The organism is Mycobacterium parmense (assembly GCF_010730575.1).
In the GTDB taxonomy this organism is placed as follows: domain Bacteria; phylum Actinomycetota; class Actinomycetes; order Mycobacteriales; family Mycobacteriaceae; genus Mycobacterium; species Mycobacterium parmense.
Genome location: NZ_AP022614.1, coordinates 1,553,567 through 1,573,764 on the forward strand (window position 1 = coordinate 1,553,567; position 20,198 = coordinate 1,573,764).

General features: G+C 68.4%; 16 protein-coding genes. 4 read left to right on the plus strand and 12 right to left on the minus strand.

The genetic code is table 11. The features are described from left to right. Positions 1 to 25 precede the first annotated feature (25 nt). The 8 genes from G6N48_RS07105 to G6N48_RS07140 all read right to left on the minus strand — a co-directional run bounded on the left by G6N48_RS07105 (position 26) and on the right by G6N48_RS07140 (position 8,465). On the minus strand, positions 26 to 322 hold the full coding sequence (locus tag G6N48_RS07105; protein WP_163670775.1) for a WXG100 family type VII secretion target: 297 nt from the start codon (positions 320 to 322) through the stop codon (positions 26 to 28). 326 nt (positions 323 to 648) lie between these two features. Then, a complete protein-coding gene (locus tag G6N48_RS07110) occupies positions 649 to 948 on the minus strand; it encodes a PE family protein (RefSeq protein WP_085271000.1) in 300 nt (99 codons plus the stop codon). Between the two features lie 359 nt (positions 949 to 1,307). After that, the gene (locus G6N48_RS07115) at positions 1,308 to 2,534 is read right to left on the minus strand and encodes a PPE family protein (RefSeq protein WP_085271046.1); all 1,227 of its coding nucleotides are present in this window, start codon (positions 2,532 to 2,534) and stop codon (positions 1,308 to 1,310) included. A 464-nt stretch (positions 2,535 to 2,998) separates the two neighbouring features. After that, positions 2,999 to 4,222 (minus strand): PPE family protein, encoded by a 1,224-nt coding sequence (locus G6N48_RS07120; protein ID WP_085271001.1) that lies wholly within the window; start codon positions 4,220 to 4,222, stop codon positions 2,999 to 3,001. Positions 4,223 to 4,808: 586 nt separating this feature from the next. Further along, positions 4,809 to 6,020, minus strand: coding sequence for a PPE family protein (locus G6N48_RS07125; RefSeq protein ID WP_085271002.1), 1,212 nt, complete (start codon positions 6,018 to 6,020; stop codon positions 4,809 to 4,811). A gap of 10 nt (positions 6,021 to 6,030) precedes the next feature. Continuing rightward, positions 6,031 to 6,330, minus strand: a complete 300-nt coding sequence (locus G6N48_RS07130) for a PE family protein (RefSeq protein WP_085271003.1) — start codon at positions 6,328 to 6,330, stop codon at positions 6,031 to 6,033. A gap of 181 nt (positions 6,331 to 6,511) precedes the next feature. After that, complete coding sequence (locus G6N48_RS07135; RefSeq protein WP_085271004.1) at positions 6,512 to 7,783, minus strand: PPE family protein; 1,272 nt, start codon at positions 7,781 to 7,783, stop codon at positions 6,512 to 6,514. A 487-nt stretch (positions 7,784 to 8,270) separates the two neighbouring features. After that, positions 8,271 to 8,465, minus strand: coding sequence for a ferredoxin (locus G6N48_RS07140; protein WP_085271047.1), 195 nt, complete (start codon positions 8,463 to 8,465; stop codon positions 8,271 to 8,273). 225 nt (positions 8,466 to 8,690) lie between these two features. Between G6N48_RS07140 and G6N48_RS07145 the strand changes: the two genes are divergently transcribed. Further along, positions 8,691 to 9,869: a cytochrome P450 gene (locus G6N48_RS07145; protein WP_232066563.1), complete on the plus strand. Its 1,179-nt coding sequence runs from the start codon at positions 8,691 to 8,693 to the stop codon at positions 9,867 to 9,869. A gap of 62 nt (positions 9,870 to 9,931) precedes the next feature. On the opposite strand, the gene eccCa is transcribed toward G6N48_RS07145, so the two are convergent. Both eccCa and eccB read right to left on the minus strand, forming a co-directional pair. Then, complete coding sequence (eccCa, locus tag G6N48_RS07150) at positions 9,932 to 14,101, minus strand: type VII secretion protein EccCa (protein WP_085271005.1); 4,170 nt, start codon at positions 14,099 to 14,101, stop codon at positions 9,932 to 9,934. After that, positions 14,098 to 15,615 (minus strand): type VII secretion protein EccB, encoded by a 1,518-nt coding sequence (gene eccB / locus G6N48_RS07155; RefSeq protein ID WP_085271006.1) that lies wholly within the window; start codon positions 15,613 to 15,615, stop codon positions 14,098 to 14,100. Before eccB ends, eccCa begins: the two co-directional genes overlap by 4 nt. Positions 15,616 to 15,995: 380 nt before the next feature. Between eccB and malQ the strand changes: the two genes are divergently transcribed. The 3 genes from malQ (at position 15,996) to G6N48_RS07170 (ending at position 19,060) form a co-directional block, all read left to right on the plus strand. Further along, positions 15,996 to 18,176 carry a 4-alpha-glucanotransferase gene (gene malQ, locus G6N48_RS07160; RefSeq protein ID WP_085271007.1) on the plus strand — a complete coding sequence of 727 codons (2,181 nt, stop codon included), beginning with the start codon at positions 15,996 to 15,998 and terminating at the stop codon, positions 18,174 to 18,176. Between the two features lie 64 nt (positions 18,177 to 18,240). Next, positions 18,241 to 18,723, plus strand: a complete 483-nt coding sequence (locus G6N48_RS07165) for a nuclear transport factor 2 family protein (protein WP_085271008.1) — start codon at positions 18,241 to 18,243, stop codon at positions 18,721 to 18,723. 91 nt (positions 18,724 to 18,814) lie between these two features. Next, a complete protein-coding gene (locus G6N48_RS07170; protein WP_085271009.1) occupies positions 18,815 to 19,060 on the plus strand; it encodes a hypothetical protein in 246 nt (81 codons plus the stop codon). Here G6N48_RS07170 and G6N48_RS07175 read toward each other — a convergent pair whose 3' ends face one another. Both G6N48_RS07175 and G6N48_RS07180 read right to left on the minus strand, forming a co-directional pair. Then, on the minus strand, positions 19,061 to 19,489 hold the full coding sequence (locus G6N48_RS07175; RefSeq protein ID WP_179969855.1) for a type II toxin-antitoxin system Rv0910 family toxin: 429 nt from the start codon (positions 19,487 to 19,489) through the stop codon (positions 19,061 to 19,063). It abuts the gene before it with no gap. Between the two features lie 90 nt (positions 19,490 to 19,579). Continuing rightward, complete coding sequence (locus tag G6N48_RS07180; protein WP_085271011.1) at positions 19,580 to 20,137, minus strand: hypothetical protein; 558 nt, start codon at positions 20,135 to 20,137, stop codon at positions 19,580 to 19,582. Positions 20,138 to 20,198 lie beyond the last annotated feature (61 nt).

Below are 20,198 nucleotides of genomic sequence, written 5' to 3' on the forward strand. Positions count from 1 at the left end.
CTTAAAAGTTTCGAGGGACCGGCGACTAGCTGCCGAGGATCTGCTGAGAAGCCTGCTCTTGCTGCTCGTAGTTGCTGGCGTCGCGGATCAACCCGTCACGCACGCCGTGCAGCATGTTCACGATGTTGCGGAAGGCCTGGTTGACCTGGCCCATGGTGTCATACGACGTCGCCTGAGCCTGGCCGCTCCAGCCGGCACCGGCGATGTTCATCGACGACGCCCACATCTTGCGGGCCTCGTCCTCGACGGTCTGCGCGTGGGTCTCGAAACGCCCCGCCATCGCCCGCATCTCGTGCGGGTCAGTCATAAAACGAGTTGCCATTTCGGCTATCTCCTTCGCTGCTCTGTTGTTACTTGTTGGTTGTTGGATGGGTGACGACCTGACGGCTGCGCACTGATGCAACCGCCTGGCCCATACAGAAAGCTGTGTGCCTGTCCGTCAACCCGGCGGTCGCCGGGTTGACGGACGGCGCAGTGTTGTTCGGCCCGTACCCGAACCGCGTCGTTCGGGCCGGCGGAGTGTGCGTTGCCCCCCAAGGTGCCGCTTCGGCGCAGCAACCGCTGCCGGCCCTCATCGAGTGCCGGACGGCTGCGGTGGAACCTGCGCCGGAAACGGCTCTGTCCCAAATCTCTGGACCGGTGAATCGATCAGCCGGCGGCGGCCGCGTTGGCGGCCTCGGTGGCCGCGTACGACCCGGAGCTCATGGTCAGGGTGTTCACGAACATCTCGTGGATCGCCTGGGCCTGGGCGCTCACTGCCTGGTACATCTGCGCGTGGGCGGCGAACTGCGCCGCGGTCAGCGCCGACACCTCGTCTGCCGCGGCCGGTACGACACCGGTGGTCGGGGCTGCTGCGGCGGCGTTCTGAGCGCTCAGCGTCGAGCCGATGCCCTGCAGGCTCCCGGCCGCCGCGGCCAGAGCCTCCGGCTGTGTGGTCACGAACGACATAATTTCCTCCCAAATTTACTTCGGCACCGCTCTCTGGAAGAGAGTAGATGACTGGATTCTTCCGAGGGTCTGTTCGACCTCGCCTGTTCGCAAGTGTTCACCGAACAGCACGACGAATTCACTTTTAGTAACGACAGAGTAACAGCGTTCGGCGGCGTTCGGGAGACCTCACAGGACGGTCACAGCAAACCGCAAGCGCGCGATCCGAGTGGGGGCCCAAAAACCGACTCTGAGCTGCAAGGACATCCGGCCGCCGTGCCTCCGCGGACCATCGGTCGAGCAAATGTGCAACGCATTTGCGCGCAATGATTGCTCGGCCGTCGACTTTCATCTCCGTCAATCCATTCGAAAGGTACGGTTCATCCGGCCGCGGGCGGCCGGGCCATGACGGTGGGCTTGAACCCGTATCGCGGCCCGGCACCGCCGGGAGCGGATCCCGTCCCCGCCAGCGGCATGCCGCCCAGCAGATTTCCGGCCCCGGCGTCGGGCGCCTCCCTGACATTGCTGACCGGGATCGCCGAGGCGGCGTGATGTTCGGCTGCCAACGTGCCCGTCCATGTCGACGGAACCGACAGCCGCCCGACCGTACCGCCACCGCCCAGCGACCCGGTCACATGCGCGGCACCGCCGCCGAGCAGGCCTCCCAGGCTGGGCAAGCCCTTGGGAACGGCGGCCGCGGCCGCCGGAGCCGCCCCGCCGAGGGCTCCCGTAGTCTTCGCGACCTGGGTCAGGAAGTTGCCCATACCGATGCTGAAGTAGGGCAGACCCTCGGTGTTGTAGAAGACACCGGCGTAGGGCGTGTATGCCGTCATGAACGCCGACAGGCTGTTGCCCGGAAACGACGACTGCCCGAAGAGGATCTGCCACAGCCACGACAGCGGACCCGACGACGACGCGAGGTAGTTCCACTCGCCTTGGATGGGCGAGTAGATCGGCGCCGCCAGCCTCTGCAGTTGTGAGGTGATCTGGCTGATCAGGCTGTTGATCTGGTTCTGGATCGAGCTGACGGAGGTGCCGGCGGCGGTGGTCACCGCCGCGGCCTGGGTGGTGGAGGCCGCCGGGCTGGCGACCTCCGGCGCCGCGGCGAAGGGGGTGACGCTGGAGGCCGTCGCCGAGTTGCCGGCATAGCTGTACATCGTCGCGGCATCCTGAGCCCAGAATTCGCCGTATTGCGCTTCCAACTGGGCGATCGCGGCGGTGTTCAGGCCCAGCACGTTGGTCGACACCAGCTGCGCGAGCTGTTGGCGGTTGGCGGCGATGAGCGGCGGCGGCACGATCGCTGCGAAGGCGGACTCGTAGGCCGCCGCCGCCGAACTGGCCTGCGTCGCCGTCTGCTCCGCCTGGGCGGCCGTCGCCGTCATCCACTCGACGTACGGCGTGACCGCGCCCGCCATCGACGCCGACGCCGGCCCGAGCCATTCCTCGCTCGACAGCTGGGTCACCACGTTCTCGTATTGAAGGGCGGCCGCGTTGAGCTCGGCCGCCAGCGAGTTCCACGCCGACGCCGCCGTGACCAGTGACGTCGAACCGCTGCCGGAATACAGCCGGGCGGAATTGATCTCCGGCGGTAGAGCACCGAAATCGATTGCCATGTCGTGACTCCTAACCCCTTCTGGCCGTACTGGCCGTTTCGGTTGCTCCATACGGCTCCGGGCGCAAACCCTTAGTGCTGAACAACAATTGGTGACAAACGCTCTCGGCGGCCGGGCGCACCGCCGCAGTCGGCAGCCGGCCGCCTCCCGGGCGGGAAGTCCTTCGTCCACGGCGCGCCGCACGGCCCCACAGGCATGGTGGCTGTGAACTGCGGACCTCTGCGCCGACGCCGCGCGCGGGGGTAATCGATACCGGCCAAAGGTACGGAGTCCGCTGCGGGTGTGGAGTCACCGGCGCGCCCACCCGGTACGAATTCGGATCACGGGAAAGGTCCAGCCAGGCAACGGCCCAATTCTTTCCGGGAATTTGCCGTGGCGTATTTCCCAGCGCCGCCTTCTGCACCGAGAAATTGGTCGCGTGGGCGATGAATCCGCCATTGTCTGTAACCATGATCGCGTTATCCGGCCGACGGCGGGCGCACCAGCACCCGGTGTTTGAATCCGTATTCGCGCGGTGGCCACGCGCCGGCGCCGCGCCGGCCCCCGGCGCTCATGGGGACCCCCCGCAGCAGGCCGCTGGTGTCGCCGTGCGGGCCGCCGACGTAGTCGACCGCCATCGCCTTGGCCACGGGCTCCTCCATCGAGCCCGGCGGCGATGCCCAGTTCGACGGCACCGACAGGCCACCGATCCTGGAGGAGGAGGCGAGGTTGGCCGAGACCGCCGATGCGGGGTGTGTGCCCGCCAGGTTGCTCAGGCCGAGCCCCGCGAACTGCGGGGTCGGATACCAAGCGCCGCCCGCGCCTGCCGTCGCCCCACCGGGGCCGAAGGTGCTCTGCTGAGTGATCGAGCCCCAGAAGGACATGATTCCTGCCGAGAAATACCCGAGCCCCACGGTGGTGCGGGCCAATGCCTGTCTGCTGGTGGCGTTGAGATTGGCGAACTGCTGAACAATCCACCAGTCCATCGGATTCAGTCCCGAGGCGTAGGACGCGGACGAAAGCTGTTGCAGGACTTCGTTGATCGAAGTGAACAGCGAAGTGATCGAAATGCCATCCGGCGCCACGGCAAGCCCGGGGGTGGCCTGGGCGACGCCGGCACCAGTCGGCGTCGCGATGGCCTGGGTTACTGCGGACGCTTGCGCGGCCGGACCGCCCTGGTTCGTGTTCTGCGCCGGTTCGGTGAACGGAGCCAGTTCCGTCGCGATCGCCGAAGCGCCCGCGTAGCCGTACATCGCGGTGGCATCCTGAGCCCACATCTCGGCGTACTGGGCCTCCGTAGCCGCGATCGCCGCGGAATTCTGGCCGAAGAAATTCGTTGCGATCAGCGTCGTCAGCAGGACCCGGTTGGCCGCGATCACCGGCGGGGGCACCGTCATCGCGAACGCGGTCTCGTAAGCGGCCGCCGCCGAGCGGGCCTGACTCGCGGTATCCCCGGCCAGGGCGGCCGCGGAGCCGAGCCAGGCGATGTACGGCGCGGCCGCGGCGAGCATCGATCGGGACGCCGGGCCCAGCCACGCCGAGCCGGTCAACTCGGTGAGCACCGCCTGGTAGCCGGCGGCCGTGGAGCCCAACTCAGCCGCGAGCCCGTCCCAGCCCGCCGCCGCAGCCATCAACGAATCCGAACCCGGACCGGCATACATCCGGCCCGAGTTGATCTCCGGTGGCAGGGCCCCGTAGTCCATGATCAGGAACCGCCGAGCTGGATCGACATGTGTTTCCCCACAAGCTGTTAACGCGACGTTGGTCTTTGCTTGCCTGAGAGGCTAGATCGCCGTCGTCGTCCCTCGCGTCGCCTCGACGAGGCCGGCGGGGCCTGGCCACGGCGCTCGATCGGGCGCCTCCCGGGGAGGTCGGCCGCTGCTCGCCGGTCGATCGTGCCGCCGCCGCAGCGGCGCTCACCTGCAGCAATGCGCCCACAGGGCGCCGGCGAACGGTTGTCGCCGACGCCGCGGCGGGCTCGATCGGCAGGCGCGTGGGCGTGGGCGTCGAAGACGGTCCGGGTAAAAATCCGGCCGCAGATAAAGTCGCGACGGCTTCGCTGGGCGGCCCCTGGGAAAGCGTCGGCGCGGCTTCCTGCGCGATTGCCTGCGGCGGCCCTTTGCCGGGGCGCGGGGCGGCCCGTCGTTCCCTTCTGCAGTGACCCATCCGGCGGGCGAAACCACCGGAGACGGCAAAACGCACCGCGCTGGGTGTCGAGCTACCCAGCGCGGTGCGTGATGTTCAGATGGTGGGCCGACCGGGGTCGGTCAGCCCGCCACGGGGCTGCGGTTAGCCGCCCAGCGGGGGCCGCGCCATGACGGTCGGGCGGAACCCGTATCGGGGGCCGGCGCCGCCGGCGCCCCCGGAGCCCACCCCTGCCAGCGGCATGCCGCCGAGCAGGTTCCCCGGGCCGCCCGCGGCCTCGGGGGCCGCGCTGACGGTGCTCACCAACTGCGGGGCGTGTCCGATCGCCGGGGCGGTGGTGCCTGCCCACGACACCGGCACCGAGAGCTTGCCGATCGAGCTGGCGCCGCCCACCGAGGCCGCCACGTGGGCCGCACCGCCACCGAGCAGGCCGCCGAGACCGGGCAGACCCTTGGGCACTGCGGCGGCGGCAGGCGCGGCCGCCCCGCCGATCCAACCCAGCGTCTTGGAGATCTGCACACCGAAGTTACCCATACCAACGCTGAAGTAGGGCAGACCCTCGGTGTTGTAGAAGAAGCTGGCGTAGTTGGAGTAGCCGCTGAGGAACGTGCCCAGGTTGGTGGGCAGCACGGTCTGGCCGCTGATCAAGAACCACAACTCGGTCAGCGCCGAGGTGGGCGTGGCGCTGGCGCCGGTGATCGGGTTCGCGACGCTGGTCAGCGAGTTGGTGATTTCGGTTTGCAGGTTGCTGATCCAGCTCTGGATCGAGGCCGCCGGGGTGGCGGCCGCGGCGTTGGTCGCGGCGGTCTGGGTGGCCGTGGCCGTCGGGCTGGCGATGTTGGGCGCGCTCTGCAGGGTGGACACCTGCGAGGCCGCGGAGGACTGCCCCGCGTAGCTGTACATCGCACCGGCGCTCTGCGCCCAGAACTCGGAGTACTGGGCTTCCAGTTGCGCGATGATCCCGTTGTTCTGGCCCAACACGTTGGTCGAGACCGCTTGCGCCAGCGTGGCGCGGTTGGCCGCGATCAGCGGGGGCGGCGTCACCGAGGCCAGCGCGGTCTCATACGCCGCCGCGGCCGCCTGAGCCTGAGTGGCCGCCTCTTCGGCCTGGGCGGCCGTGGTGCTCATCCACGTCACGTACGGCTGCACCGCGGCGGCCATTGCCGCCGACGCCGGCCCCATCCACTCCTCGCTGGACAACGTGGTCACCACTTTGTCGTAGGCCACCGCGGCCGAATTCAGCTCGGCGGCAATCCCGTTCCACGCCGATGCCGCCGTCATCAACGACGCCGAACCCGGGCCGGCATACAACCGCCCGGAGTTGATCTCCGGCGGTAACGCACCAAAATCAATCACTGTTGACTCCTTAGCCAGCCGCGGCCGCGTTGGCCGCCTCGGTCGCCGCGTACGACCCCGAACTCATGCTCAGGGTGTTGACAAACTGCTCGTGAATCGCCGCCGCCTGCGCGCTGACGGCCTGGTACATCTGGGCGTGCGCGGCGAACTGCGCCGCGGTCAGCGCCGACACCTCGTCGGCAGCCGCCGGCACCACCCCGGTGGTCGGGGCCGCCGCCGCCGCGTTCTGGGCGCTCAGCGTCGAGCCGATACCCTGCAACGCACCCGCCGCAGCCGCCAACGCCTCGGGCTGCGTAGTTACGAACGACATCTAAGTTCCTCCCTCAACTCTCGGGCCGATGGCTTTCAGAAGATCTTTGCTGTGTGAAGATCGCTTCAGACATGACTTGCTGGTGAGACTAATTTGTTACGGCCGGGGCGCGCCTCCTTGAACGCCGACTGTTCACTACTGGACAACTGTTGTTCATCTCCCGCGAAGGTGGGCGACCGGTTCAGCCGGCCGACGGTGGGCGCGTCAGCACGCTGTAGCGGAACCCGTATTTGTTGGTGTAGCCGTAGCCGGCGGTGCGCCGGCCCGCCGCGCCGGGCGGCATGCCCCGAAGCAGTGCGTTGCCGGGCTGGGCAACGGTCCCCGAGGTGCCGCTCGTGGCGCCGGACACCGGGGCGCCCTCCTCCATCGTGGCGCTCGCGAGAGTCGCCTGCGTGGTCGGCGACGACCAGCTCTCCGGTACCGACAGCATCCCGACCTTGCCGGCGCCGCCCGCGCTGACTTCCACCGACCCGGCGGTGTGGGCGCCCACACCGCCCAGGCTGCCCAGGTGCAGACCGGCGAACTGCGGTGTGGGGAACCAGGCACCACCCACACCGGCAGTCGTACCACCGGGACCGGTTGTCAACTGCTGCCCGATGCCGTACCCGAAGTTTCCGATACCCACCCCGAAGTACGCCTGCAGGGTCTGCTTGATCACCGCGGTGTACATGGTGGTGTTGATGCCCAGGTAGTTGTTGGTCGGGGTCGGCAACCCGTACATCAGGAAGTCGTTGAACTGCTGCTGGATCACATTCCACGGCCATGTCGACTCGATGCCGGCGATCAGCTGTTGCGGCGAGGTGGGCAGCGTGTAAGCGGCCGGTACCAGCTGCGAGGCGGTACTGGCCACGTTCTGCGCGATGTTGCCGGTCGGCTGGGCCGTCGCCTGAGACATCGAGGCGAACTGCGCGGACTGTCCGTCCGGGGTGGTGGTGTTGGGCGGCGCGGTGATCCGCGGCACCTGTGCGGCGGCCGCCGACGAGGCGGCGTACCCGTACATCGCCACCGCATCCTGAGCCCACATCTCGGCGTACTGGGCCTCCGTGGCCGCGATCGCCGGGAAGTTCTGCCCGAAGAAATTGGTCGCGATCAGCGTCATCAGCAACACCCGATTGGCCGCGATCACCGGCGGCGGAACCGTCATCGCGAACGCCGCCTCGAACGCCGCCGCCGCCGCCCGGGCCTGGCCCGCCGTCTGCTCGGCCTGGCCCGCCAGATTACTCATCCAGCTCAAGTACGGGACCACTGCGGACACCATCGCCGCCGACGTGGGCCCCACCCAGGGCCCGTTGGTCAACTCGTCGATCACCGAGGTATAGCCGGAAGTCGCCGTGCCCAATTCCGCCGCCAACTCATCCCAAGCGGACGCGGCAACCATCATGGGCTCCGAACCCGGCCCGGTGTACATGCGACCGGAATTGATTTCGGGCGGTAACGCGCCGAAGTCGAACACCGTGTCCTCCTCAGTCGGCCGTGATCGCGCCGGCGATCACGGCTTCATCAATTCCTGGCGGCTGCGGTCAACAACCCGTCGTCAACGACCACTGCCTCTGGGCTCCGTTGCCCCACCGAATGTCCCTACCGATTCAGACCTACCGATCAGCAAACTACGCCGCGCTGGCTGCCCGTGGCCCGGGACGGGGAGGCGAACGCTAGCTGAATACTTGCTATGCCAACAGGATTCCACGGATCTCAGGTCACGCGCGACATCCATGATCTGCCCCGTTCAGCCCACTGTCAGCAACCGAGCGACAGCCCAATTGTGCCTGCGCTGCCGCTCGCCAACGAGATTAACTGTTCATCAGGGGCACACCGAAGCGTGATTCCAACTGTTCACTGTCCGCCAACCAATGTTCACTCCCGGCCAATCTCCGTTCACCAGAGACAACCCGCTGTTCATCTCAGGTTTGTACAGCCGATGAACGAAATCGCGCCCGCGTTCAGTCCTCGTCGAGTATCAGCGCCATCTCGGGGCAGGACGCCACGCCGTCCCGGGTGAGCTGCTCGTCCTCGGGCCGCACCTCGTGGTCTTCGACAATCGAATAGCCGGAATCGTCGATGGGGAACAGCTCCGGGTCGACGGCGTAACACTGCGCATGGCCAACACATTTGGACTTTTCGAGACGGACCCTCATGAGTTTCCCTTCCACGACGCTCCGCGAATTGCAGTGAGCTCGAACTCAGGCGATCGATAGGTAGATTAGTTCCTCGCGGCGGCCGGGAAAGCGCTCGCCCGCCCCGCCCGTTCACGCTAACCCCACGGCGTTCGCGCGTGATCAGATTGGTACGCCTCAAGCGCCCGTGCGATATTGGTGTGCCGCCACCACCCGTGAACGACCGACAAGCGGAGATCAGAGCGCATGAGCACCCTGGGCGAGAGCCAGCCAGGCACATTCCACCTACCGCGGCTGGAGTACTCCAAGCTGCCGATGGCCGACGATCGAGGTGTCGGATGGAAGACACTACGCGACGCCGGGCCGGTGGTGTTCATGAACGGCCACTACTACCTGACCCGCCGCGAGGACGTCCTCATGGCGCTGCGCAATACCAAGCTCTTCTCCGCGCGCTTGGCGCTCCAGCCCCCGGGCAGCCCGCTGCCCGTGATACCGCTGGCGTTCGACCCTCCGGAGCACACCCATTATCGGCGGATTTTGCAGCCGTACTTCAGCCCGCACGCGCTGGCCAAGTCGCGGCCCGTGCTCGAGCGTCACGCCGCCGAGATGATCGCGGGCTTCGCCGGTCGTGGCGAATGCGACGCGGTGTCGGAATTCGCGCGCATCTACCCGTTTCAGGTGTTCATGGACCTCTACGGCCTGCCGATGGAGGATCTGGATCAGGTGATCGCCTGGAAGGACGCCGTGGTCGCGGACAAGCCTTTCGGCACCATGGAGGACGCCGAGCAGGGATTCAAGCTGTTGGAGTACCTCGACGCAGCCATCAAGCAGCGCCGCCGGCGTCCGGGCACCGACATGCTGTCGCAGGTGATGTACGGCGAGGGTGATTTCAGCGATCTCGAGTTGCTGGGCATGAGCCACCTGCTGATCCTGGCCGGTCTGGACACCGTGACGGCGGCGATCGGTTTCTCCCTGTTCGAACTCGCACGCCGACCCGAGCTGCGCAGCGAGCTTCGCGACAAGCCCAGGCAGATCAGGGTTTTCATCGAAGAGATCGTCCGACTGGAGCCTTCGGCGCCGGTCGCGCCCCGGGTCACCACCGACTTCGTCAACGTCGGCGGCATGACGCTGCCCCCCGGGACGCCGGTGCGGCTGTGCATGGCCGCGGTGAATCGCGACGGTACCGACGAGATGTCCACCGATGAGCTGTTCCTCGACGGAAAGGTGCACCGGCACTGGGGATTCGGCGGCGGACCGCACCGCTGCCTCGGTTCGCACCTCGCGCGCATCGAGCTCACCGTGATAGTCGCCGAATGGCTGAAGCAGATTCCGGAATTCGAGCTGCCCGAGGACTACTCCCCCGAAATCAAGTTCCCGTCAAAGACTTTCGCACTCAAGTCGTTGCCGCTGACCTGGGAACGCTGAGCCGGGGCCGACCGGGTCTGTACCCGGCCGGCCCCGGCTCGACGCCGGATCGGTGCCGACGGCTACTTGCGGACGTCGGTAGCGGCCACCTGGACGAACACGCCGGTGTCCTCGGCCATGAGCAGGCCTCGACCGCGGGGCAGCGGACCGCCCTTCATCTTGCCGCGGATGAAGCCCTCGTCGGGGTCGGCGTCCATGACCAGCAGTGGCGCGTTTGCCTGGTGCAGAGCGCGCAGCATCGGGTCGCTGCCCGCCGACGACCAACCACCGAACGTTCGCGTCACGATCACGTGCAGGCCCACGTCCGCGGCCCTGGTCACCCACGGGGCGGCCTTGTGCAGCGGCGAATCGAAACCGGTTGGCAGCTGCTGGATGTCGTCGACGATCAGGAAGATCTCCGGGCCGCTCCACCACGAGTGCGACAGCAACTCCTCGGCGGACAGTCCCGGCGGCGGTTCGCGCCCGGCCAGGGCCGCCGCGAGCTCGCCCATCATCGCGTTGACGCCGTCGAGGTTGTAGGCGAACTTCTCGACGTACTCCGAGCCCAGCGTGGTCAGCAGTTGACGACGCGGGTCCACCAGCCAGATCTGGGCCGAGGGCTGCGACGTCTGCGGCGCGCTGGAACCGCCCGGCGCGTACAGCCGGCCGATCTCGGACATGATCGTGGCCAGCGTCGTGGTGCGCCCACATTCGCGACGGCCCGTCACCATCAGGTGAGCGTTCTCCGCGAAGTTGAGGTACACCGGCTGCAGGTCCAGCTCGGAGATGGCCCACGCGATGCCACCCGCACCGACACCCTGGCGGGTGTCGCGGGCGGCCAGCTCGCGCAGCTGCTCCACGCCGAACCGCGCGGGCAGCCGGCGCACCGGCGGCGCCTGGCCGCTCGTCAGCCTGCTGACCGCTTCGACGATGCTGTCGGACTCGAAGACGTTGTCGGCGGTGGTCGCCAGCGCCGGCCGGGCGACCAACGTGTGCAGACCCGACTGCGGGTCGGCGTCGAGGCGGACGTAGTTGACCGCGACCATGCCCCGGCCCGGCTTGACCGGAACCTCCTTGGCGAACCGGGAGCGCACCAGCTTGGCGTCCTCGACGGCGGCCAGCCGCAGCTCGACTCGGGAGCCGAACCCGCTGCGCACCGGTGGCCGCAGCTCGGACTCGCGGTCGGCGGTGACGATCACGTGCACACCGAACGAGGGCCCCTGGTTGATGATCTGGTTGACCTGCTCGATGAGGACCTCGTTCTCCTCGGCCAGCGCCCGGTAGTTGTCGATCACCAGGTACACGTCGCCGAACACGTCGGGCACCGGACCCGGCTCGCCGCCGAACTTGCGGCGCCGGAACACCTCCATCGAGGCGATCCCGTACTCGAGGAACGTGCGCTTGCGGTCGCGCACCAGCGCCAGCAGTTCGGCCACCGTACGGCGGACGCCGTAGGGGTCCGTCGGGCCGACGACCTCACCGACGTGCGGCAGGCGCGCGACCGTGGTCAGCGCCGTGCTGCTGTAGGCCAGGCAGTAGAACTGCACCTGCTCGGGCGTGTGGGTCATTGCCGCCGAGCAGATCAGCGTCTGCAGGGCCGTCGTCTTGCCCGAACCGCCGGCGCCCAGGATCAGGACGTTGGCGCCGGGACCGGACGTGTCGACCGTCCACGGCGGCTGGTCGTGCTTGAACGGCCGGTCGATGATCCCGAGCGGGAACACCAGATCCTTGGCCGTCCCGTAGTCCTGCTGCCAGGGGTGCCCGAGGAACCGGTTGACCAGCTCGTCGATCGCGACGGGCTGGCTCAGCGGCGGCTGCCACAAGCGGTACGGCTCGAAGTCGATCTTGCGGAGCTGATCGATGATCACCGTGCCGACCTTCGGGACCCGGATCCCCTCGTTGTCGTCCTCATCGGCTGCCGGTCCGTCGAGGCCGAGCGCCTCCCCGTTGCCGTTGGCGTGCAGCGCCGGAGTCTGAACGTCCGGACCGCCCACGCTGACCTCCAGCGGGGTGAAGAAGTTGGTGAACAACTGCGGGCGCACGTAGTCGATGCTGTGGATCAGCGCCGGCAGCTCCTCGCCGTCGGCGGTGATGCCGCGCGGAATGTAGTCGCGCCACAGGAACTCGGCCTGGAACCGGATGATGTCCTCCAGGCTCTTCCGGAAATAGCCCAGACCGGCCTGTGCGGGCAGGTTCACCGCGTTCGGTACGCCGGCCGCCTGGGCCGCACCGGCGGTGCGGGCCTTCAGCACCAACCGGTAACCCATGTTCTCCATGAGCTTTTCGGCGCGGCTCTCGATGGTCTGCGACGCCATCATCAGGTGGATCCAGTAGGCACGGCCCTGACGGCCGATCGAGTCGAGCACGTCGACCGCCGTGGGCATGATGCGGAACCACTCGTAGAACTCGTCGATGACCACCACGAGCATCGGCAGCGGGGCCATGTCCTGGCCGCGCGCCCGCATCCTGGACCGGACCGAGTTGTACTCCTTGGCGTCGTCGACACCGGCGCTGTCGCAGATCGCCTTGCGGCGGGCGATCTCGCCCCACAGCGCGTCCAGGAAGCGCTCCATCAGCGCCTGGTCCTCTTCCAGGTCGGTGATGATGCGGGACACGTGCGGCACCCCGGCGAACGGCTTGACGGCCGAACCACCCTTGAGGTCGGCGAGGACGAACTGCAGCTCCTCCGGCGGGTGACCGAGCATCAGCGACTCGATCACGGTCCGCACCAGGGTCGACTTACCCGAACCGGTGGTTCCCGACATGACGCCGTGCGGGCCGTCGCCGCCCTCGTCGAGGGACTTCATGTCCAAAAACAGCAGTTCCCCGTTGTCGGAGCGGTTGCCGAAGGGCGCCCGCAGCCGCGAGCGACCCATCGTGTCGGTGCGGTTGCCCCACAGCGTCTTGAAGTCGATGTCCGCGGGGTCGTCGATCCCGTAGTAGGCCATGATGTCGCGGGCCCCGATGTGGGCGACCCGCTGGCCGATCTCCTCGTAGGCCTCGGCGAGCCGCCAGCGCGCCAGCTTCTGCGCGAACTCCTCGGACTCCGCGACGCTGAGCTCGTCGGTGAGGGCGAAGAACCACGGGTTCTCGTCGATCACCATCCAGGTGTCGCGGTCGCGCGGCAGCGCCTCGATCACGCCCCGTTCGTCGAAGTGCAGCGTCCGCTCGGGGACCGACGACCACATCGACGAGCCGGTCAGGTCGAAGAACGTCACTCCGTCGATGCCCTCGGCGCTGATCACGTACTCCCACTGCGGGTCGACGACGTCGGCGATGATCAGCGTGTGCGGTGTCGGGGTCTGCGCCGACGAGCTGGCATGCCGCGGGGTGAAAGACCCACGGCCGGCGAACAATTCGGCCTGCTCCGCGGCGAATTCACGGACCGAGCTGTAAACCATCCGGGCGTTGCCCGCCGCGTCCTGGCGCCGCGGGTCGCCGAAGTGGGGCAGCCATTTGACCCAGTCCCACTCCTCCAGATTGGAACTGACCACGATCATCTGCACGTGGTCGGGCCCGTGGGAGAACGCCAGCTGGCAGACGATGGCCCGCATCAGGCCCAGCACCTGCTCGCGGTCGCCCAGCAGCGAGTACCAGGGCTCCACCAGCAGGGAGATCATCTTGGGCAGGTTGTACACGACGCTCTGGTAGCGCCCGAACTCCTGAAGCGCCTTACCGGTCACCGGCTCCAGCTCGATGTCGGTCGGCATGTTCTGGGGCTCACCCCAGGTCACCTCGGGCCGCGTCATCCCCACGCCGACCCTGACCACACCGAAGTTGAGGTCCTTGCCGTCGGGCTTGCGCTCCCACATCCGCGGGGACCCGACGGCGGCCGCCAGCGTGGTGGGCGCCGGGTGGAACCACCGGTAGTTGGCGTCCATGCTGTCGGCCGACTCGTGGGCGGTCTCGCGCAGCATGTCGAGCATCAGCATGAACTGGGCGCGCATCGCGTCCAGCTTGGGCCGGCTCATCTGCTGCTGGCCGCCGAACCGGCCGCCGAACATCATCATCGCGACGCCACCGATCATGAAGATCGGGAAGATCGCACCGGCGCCACCGAACACGTGCGAGCCGCTGGCGAAGGTCATCGACACCATGCCGATCAGCAGGCCGACGACCAGGACGCCGACGACCACCAGCCACCACGGCTTGCCCTCGGGCGGCGGGATGCTCAGGGGTGTCGGGAGGACGATGTTCTCCGGCTTGATTACCGGCGGCTTTTCCGGCGTCGGCCGGGCGAATCCACGTTTCACTTGGGTACCACCAACTCTGCAGGGGACATGTCCATCGGTAGGGTGTCGTGCTCGACCAGCGCGTCCGCTCGCGACAGGGTCGGGCCTTGTGGGAGGAGCCGCAGCGCCACCCACGGCGCGAGGCTCGGGGTGTTCTTCAATCCCAGCGCCTCGCGCACGTCGCGGGTGTCGTCCACCCCGAAGCGGGCGCCCGCATCGGTGAGCCACCACAGCGATTCCGTCGTCTTGGCGCCGGGGTCGTTGCCCGTGACGGCGACGAAGTTCGCGTAGTCGGGCCCGAAGTACACCTGGTCGGCCTCCCTGCCGGTGGTGTCGGCCTTCACCAGCGAGACCACCCGGCCCGTGTCCTTCTGCGCGATGGGCAGGGTCGGCCCGGAGATGACCTGAACGCGGGCGCGGTTCTCACCCGACGTCTTCTCCCACCACCAGCACGTCGCCGGGTTCTCGCGGATGTCCTCGACGTTCAACGGGTTGTCCGGATAGGAGGACAGATCCAGTTTGTTCACCACCGGCATCTTCGCCAACGCGGACGGCTCGACGGTCACCGGCTTGGTGTTGCCGGGGCCGGCGTTCTGCAGGATCTGGGCGACCAGCGGCGGGAGCGTCTGCACGCCGTCGGCCAGCACCAGCGAATACTGTTGCGGCCCACTGATCTGCGGTGTGACGATCACGGTGCCGATCGGGCCCGGGGCCCCGGGGAAGGTGGCCGCGGCGCCGGCGTTCTGGATATCGGGCACGGTCAGCTCGGGTCCGACCGGCAGCGCGTCGAACAGGGCACGGCTCATCGGCTTGGCCATGCTGACCTGCTCCGGTGTCAGCCCCAGCGGCAGCAGCACCGACCGGTTCGTGGCGTCGATGCGCGAGCGGCGGCCCTGCCTGATCACCCAGGCGTCGCCGCCGTAGCTCAGGACCACGGCGTCGGACCCGTTGAGCACCCGGCGGTGGCTGCTGAGGTCCGGGGTGCCGTCGATGACGGTCACCGTCACACCGGACGGCGACCCGGTCCCGGTCGAGCCGGCGACCGTGTCGCAGACCAGCCAAGACGAGGAGGTCGGGCTCTTGGTGGCGAAGTTCGACGGAGCCCCGGGGATACCCACCAGCGGACCGCGAGCCATGCTCGCGATCTGGCTCGAGCGGACCAGGTGCGGGTTGTCCGGCCGCCCGGTGATCAGCCGCGCCGACGCGAGGTTGAGGGCGGGATAAAGCTTGTCACCGACACGGACGTACAGCGCGCCGGAGTCGCGGTCGGCGATGATCGGCGACTCGTTGATCTGGCCGGACGGGCTGATGAAAGACCACAGCAGGGCGCCCAGGCAGATCACCAGCGCCGCGGAGACCGACGCGATGACTGCCAGGTTCTGGCGCCGTCCCGGCTCGACCTCCATGCGGACACGCCAGCGCGTCAGCGCCATCGCGGTTCGCCGGGCGAGGAACGAATACCCGGTCACCTGGGTCCGCGTAGTGAGCCCGAGGCCGTACCCCGACCCCCGCTGCCCGCGACTCTCTTCCGCCACGTTGATTCACCATCCGGTCTGTTAGAACGCCTGGACCTCGCCCAGCGCGCGAATTACATCGACAACCGTAAGGCAACCGCATGGACCTCGCCACGCGGCGCCGAGCCGCTGACTTCACATTTCGCTATGTGCCCGAATCCCGCCGTCGGCGGGCCACCCGGATCGTGTCGGCCAGCGGCGGCCTGCACACCGCTGAGCTGCACTTTTCGAACGCCTCACTGACCCCCCACCGGATTCTTCGCGTCCCATGGTAGCCGCGGACGGGCCCGTCGTCCTGTTAACCGCCGACTTGCCGACAAAGCACCACTGAGCCGGGCAATCGGCGCAAGGGCCGGCGGCCGACTCGCCCCGCGGGCGCTCTCGCAAGGAAGATGACCGGTATGACTGAGCTTGCGCCGTCGCTGGTCGAACTCGCCCGGAGATACGGGATCGCCACCGAGTATGCGGACTGGACCGGGCGACACGTGCCGGTTCCGGAGAGCACGCTGATGGCGGTGCTCGGCGCCCTCGGCGTGGAGGCGGCCGACGAGCAGCAACGCAACGCGGCACTGTCCGCCCACCGGCGTGCGCACTGGGCGCGCCGGCTGCCGCCGACCATCGTCGGGCGCACCGGAGCGCAGACCAAGTTCTGGGTGCACGTGACCCACGGAGACCCAGCCGAGGTGTGGCTGCAGCTCGAGGACGGCACGGTCCTCGGCGGGGTGCAGCAGGTCGACAACTTCACACCGCCTTTCGGCCTGGACGGGCGGCTGGTCGGCGAGGCCAGCTTCGTCCTGCCCCCCGGCGTGCCACTGGGATATCACCGGGTGCACCTGCGTTCCGGCGGCACCGAGACCAGCACCGCGCTGATCATGACTCCGGACTGGCTGGGGCTGCCGGAGCGGCTCGGCGCCCGCCGCGCGTGGGGCATGGCCGCACAGCTCTACAGCGTGCGCTCCCGGCAGTCCTGGGGCGTCGGGGACTTGACGGACCTGACGGATCTCGCCGTGTGGTCGGCCTGCCGGCACGGCGCCGACTATGTGTTGGTCAACCCGCTGCATGCCGCCGCGCCGTCGGGCCCGGGCACTCCGATGGAGCCGTCGCCATACCTGCCGACCTCCCGGCGCTTCTTCAATCCTCTTTATCTGCGCGTCGAGGCGATCCCCGAATTCGCCGATCTGTTCAAGCGGAGCCGGGTCCGGCGGCTGCGCTCTGACGTGCAGCGCCGCGCCAGGCGCGTGGATGCCGTCGACCGGGACGGCGCCTGGGCGGCGAAGCGGGAAGCGCTCAAGCTGTTGCACGAGGTGCCGCGGTCGGCGGGGCGGCAGCTGGCGTACGCCGCCTTCTGCGACCGGGAGGGTCGGGCACTCGACGACTTCGCCACCTGGTGCGCGCTGGCCGAGAAGTACGGCGGCGACTGGCGGCGCTGGCCCGAGCCGGTTCAGCACCCCGACGGCGAAGGCGTCGCAAAGTTCGTCCGCAAGAACGCCGGCGCCGTCGACTTCCATCGCTGGCTGCAGTGGCAGCTCGACGAGCAGCTCGCGGCCGCCCAGTCCCAGGCGGTGCGCGCGGGGATGGCGCTGGGCGTCATGCACGACCTGGCGGTCGGCGTTCATCCCTACGGGGCCGACGCCTGGGCCATGCGGGAGACCTTGGCGCGCGGCGTGACCGCCGGCGCACCACCCGACGAGTTCAACCAGCTCGGGCAGGACTGGTCGCAGCCGCCGTGGCGGCCGGACCGCCTCGACGAAGAGGAATACCTGCCGTTCCGGGCGGTGATCCGGGCGGTGCTGCGGCATGCGGGGGGCGTGCGGATCGACCACATCATCGGCCTGTTCCGGCTCTGGTGGATCCCGGAAGGCGCGCCGCCCACCCGGGGCACCTACGTGCGCTACGACCACGAGGCGATGATCGGCATCGTCGCGCTGGAAGCCCACCGGGCCGGCGCGGTGGTCGTCGGCGAGGACCTCGGCACGGTGGAACCGTGGGTGCGTGACTACCTCTTATTAAGGGGCCTGCTGGGCACCTCGATCCTGTGGTTCGAGCTCGACCGCGACGGGAACGGCGGGCCCCTGCCGGCCGAGCGCTGGCGCGAGTACTGCCTGTCGTCCGTCACCACCCACGACCTGCCCCCGACCGCCGGTTATCTGGCCGGAGACCACGTGCGCCTCCGCGAGTCCCTGGGACTGCTGACGCGACCCGCGGAGGAGGAGCGCGCCGCCGACCGCGCGGAGCTGGCCGCCTGGATGGCCGAGCTGCGCCGAGTCGGGCTGCTCGGCGAGGTGTCGCAAGACGGCTCCGCCGGCCGCCCCGATGACCATGACCCGGAATCGGTCGTGCTCGCCCTGTACCGCTACGTCTGCCGGACGCCGTCGCGGCTGGTGGGTGTTGCCCTGACCGACGCGGTCGGTGACCGCCGGACGCAGAACCAGCCCGGCACCACCGACGAGTACCCCAATTGGCGGGTACCGCTGACCGGGCCGGACGGCGACCCAATCATGCTCGAAGACGTGTTCACCGACGCCAGGGCGGCCGCCCTGGCGGAGGCGGTGCGTTCCGCGCTCACGCCTCCCAGCTCCTGAAAGGGCGACCTGTTAGCTTCGGGTGTGCCTCGGAGTGTCCGGTGTTCGCCCCGGTGAGCAGTTCATGACCCTCTCGCCCGCGGACCGGTCCGCCCTCAGCGACCTGGTCCACCGCTACGCGGCGTACGTCGACGACCGTCGATTCGACTGTGCGGCAGAGCTTTTCACAGAGGAAGCGGAGCTGCGGGTACCGGATCCGCCCGCCGCGCTGGAGCCGGCCGTCAGCCATCGCGGCCGGCAGGCGATCGCCGCCGCGGTCGGCGCCGTCGCACAGCTGATCCGCACCGAACATGCGATGGTCGGCGAAATCTTCGACGGTGGTTCGCACCCCGGCAGCGCCCGGGGCCGCGTCGCGTGCATCGCGCATCACTGGAACCGGCGCTCTGGTGAGGGTGGTGAGATCGTGGACGTCGTCTGGCACCTGCGTTACGACGACGACTACGAGAGCATGGACGCAGGCTGGCGAATCAGCCGACGCGCCTTGACCATCAACGCCATCGAGACCCGGCCGGTGCGCCGGTTATTGCCGCGCGAACCCGCCGGTTGACCGAACCGCGATTCGAATTCGTTTCTCCGGGCGGCATTCCGGGTAGGCCAGACGGGACGGCCGAACGGAACCGATAGCAAGGGAGACGCCGATGAGGCACCGCCCCATGCATGTGACGGAGCGCCACCGCGGGTTGTTGATCGTCGGCGCCGCCGCGATGGCGTTCGTAGTTTGCGTGACGAACTTCGCCCTCGGCCACGCCGGTGCGGGGGTCAGCGCCGCCATCGTCGCGCTGCTGGCTTTCGGAGCCGGCCTGGGATGGCTTGGGATGGAGGGCAGGCGCGTTCGCCAGGCCGAGCGCGAGTGGGCGGTGCGCCGCCCCGCCCCGCGCCCGTGATCACTCCAGGTTGGCGAGGTTCTCCACCGATTTGCGCACGTCGGACCGCAGCACCCTGGCGACGATCCCACCGATCGGTCCGCTCAGCACGCCCCCGTTGAGGTCGGCGGTCAGGTGGAAGTTGGTCCCCGGATCGTTGTCGGCGACGGACATCGCCACCCCCAGCCGGATGCCGCCGCGCGCGCGGCCCTGCAACTCGATGGAGTTCGGTTCGTCGTAGTGGGTCACTTCCCAATGCACGACGTTGCGGAATCCCTTGACCTTCACGCACGAGGAGACGCGCGTGCCCTCTTCGATGGTCGAGGGGACAGGACTGCGCCATCCCCCGAAGATCGTCATCCATTCGTCGAATCGGCTCAGGTCGGAGGCCAGCTTCCACGCCGCCTCCGGCTGCACATCGGACGTCATCGAAACATCGACTCGCGCCAACTTGGTGCTCCTCCCCGGGTCGGCCACCCGTGCAAGTTCGGATTCACGGGGATACCCCGCTGACGGCGTGCCTATGCCTGCGCGGGCGGGCTACGGCCAGGCTTCCTGCAGCTGCTGGGCCACGTCGATGATCTGCGCGGACTGGGACTGCGGAGCGTCGATCTCCTCGGCGACGTACTGCGCGATGAATCGCCGTATCTCCCCGTCCACGCCCGCCAGGATGCGCAGCACCTCGCCACGCAGGGATTTCGACGAAACGTTGACGGTGATGTCCGAAGGCCGGGGCTTCGCGACGTCGACGATCAGCAGCAGCGGTTCGGCGGCGCGCGCGGTGGCGCGCAGGGCGATGTCCCCGGAGACCACGAAGCGTTGCTTGTCGAGGCGCAGGTCGAGCAGCAGGTCGATCGACAGCGGGATGTGGATGACGAAGGTGATGTCGTCACCCAGGCGGCGCGTCACGCGGGGCTCCTGGATCTTCACGTTGGCGCTGACCTTGGCGATCCCACCCGGGCCCTGGGCGATGGGCTCCATCGCGAACTCGTTGCCGGCGATGTCGGCGAACGCGGCCGCGACACGCTCGGGCGTGACGGCCACCTCGAAGAATCGGCGGCCGAACTCCTCGTAGGTGACATAGTCGTGATTCTGCATAGGCTTATACCGTCTCACGTCGCCTGGCGGAACGGCCGCTGATCCGCTCGCGTCGCTGGAA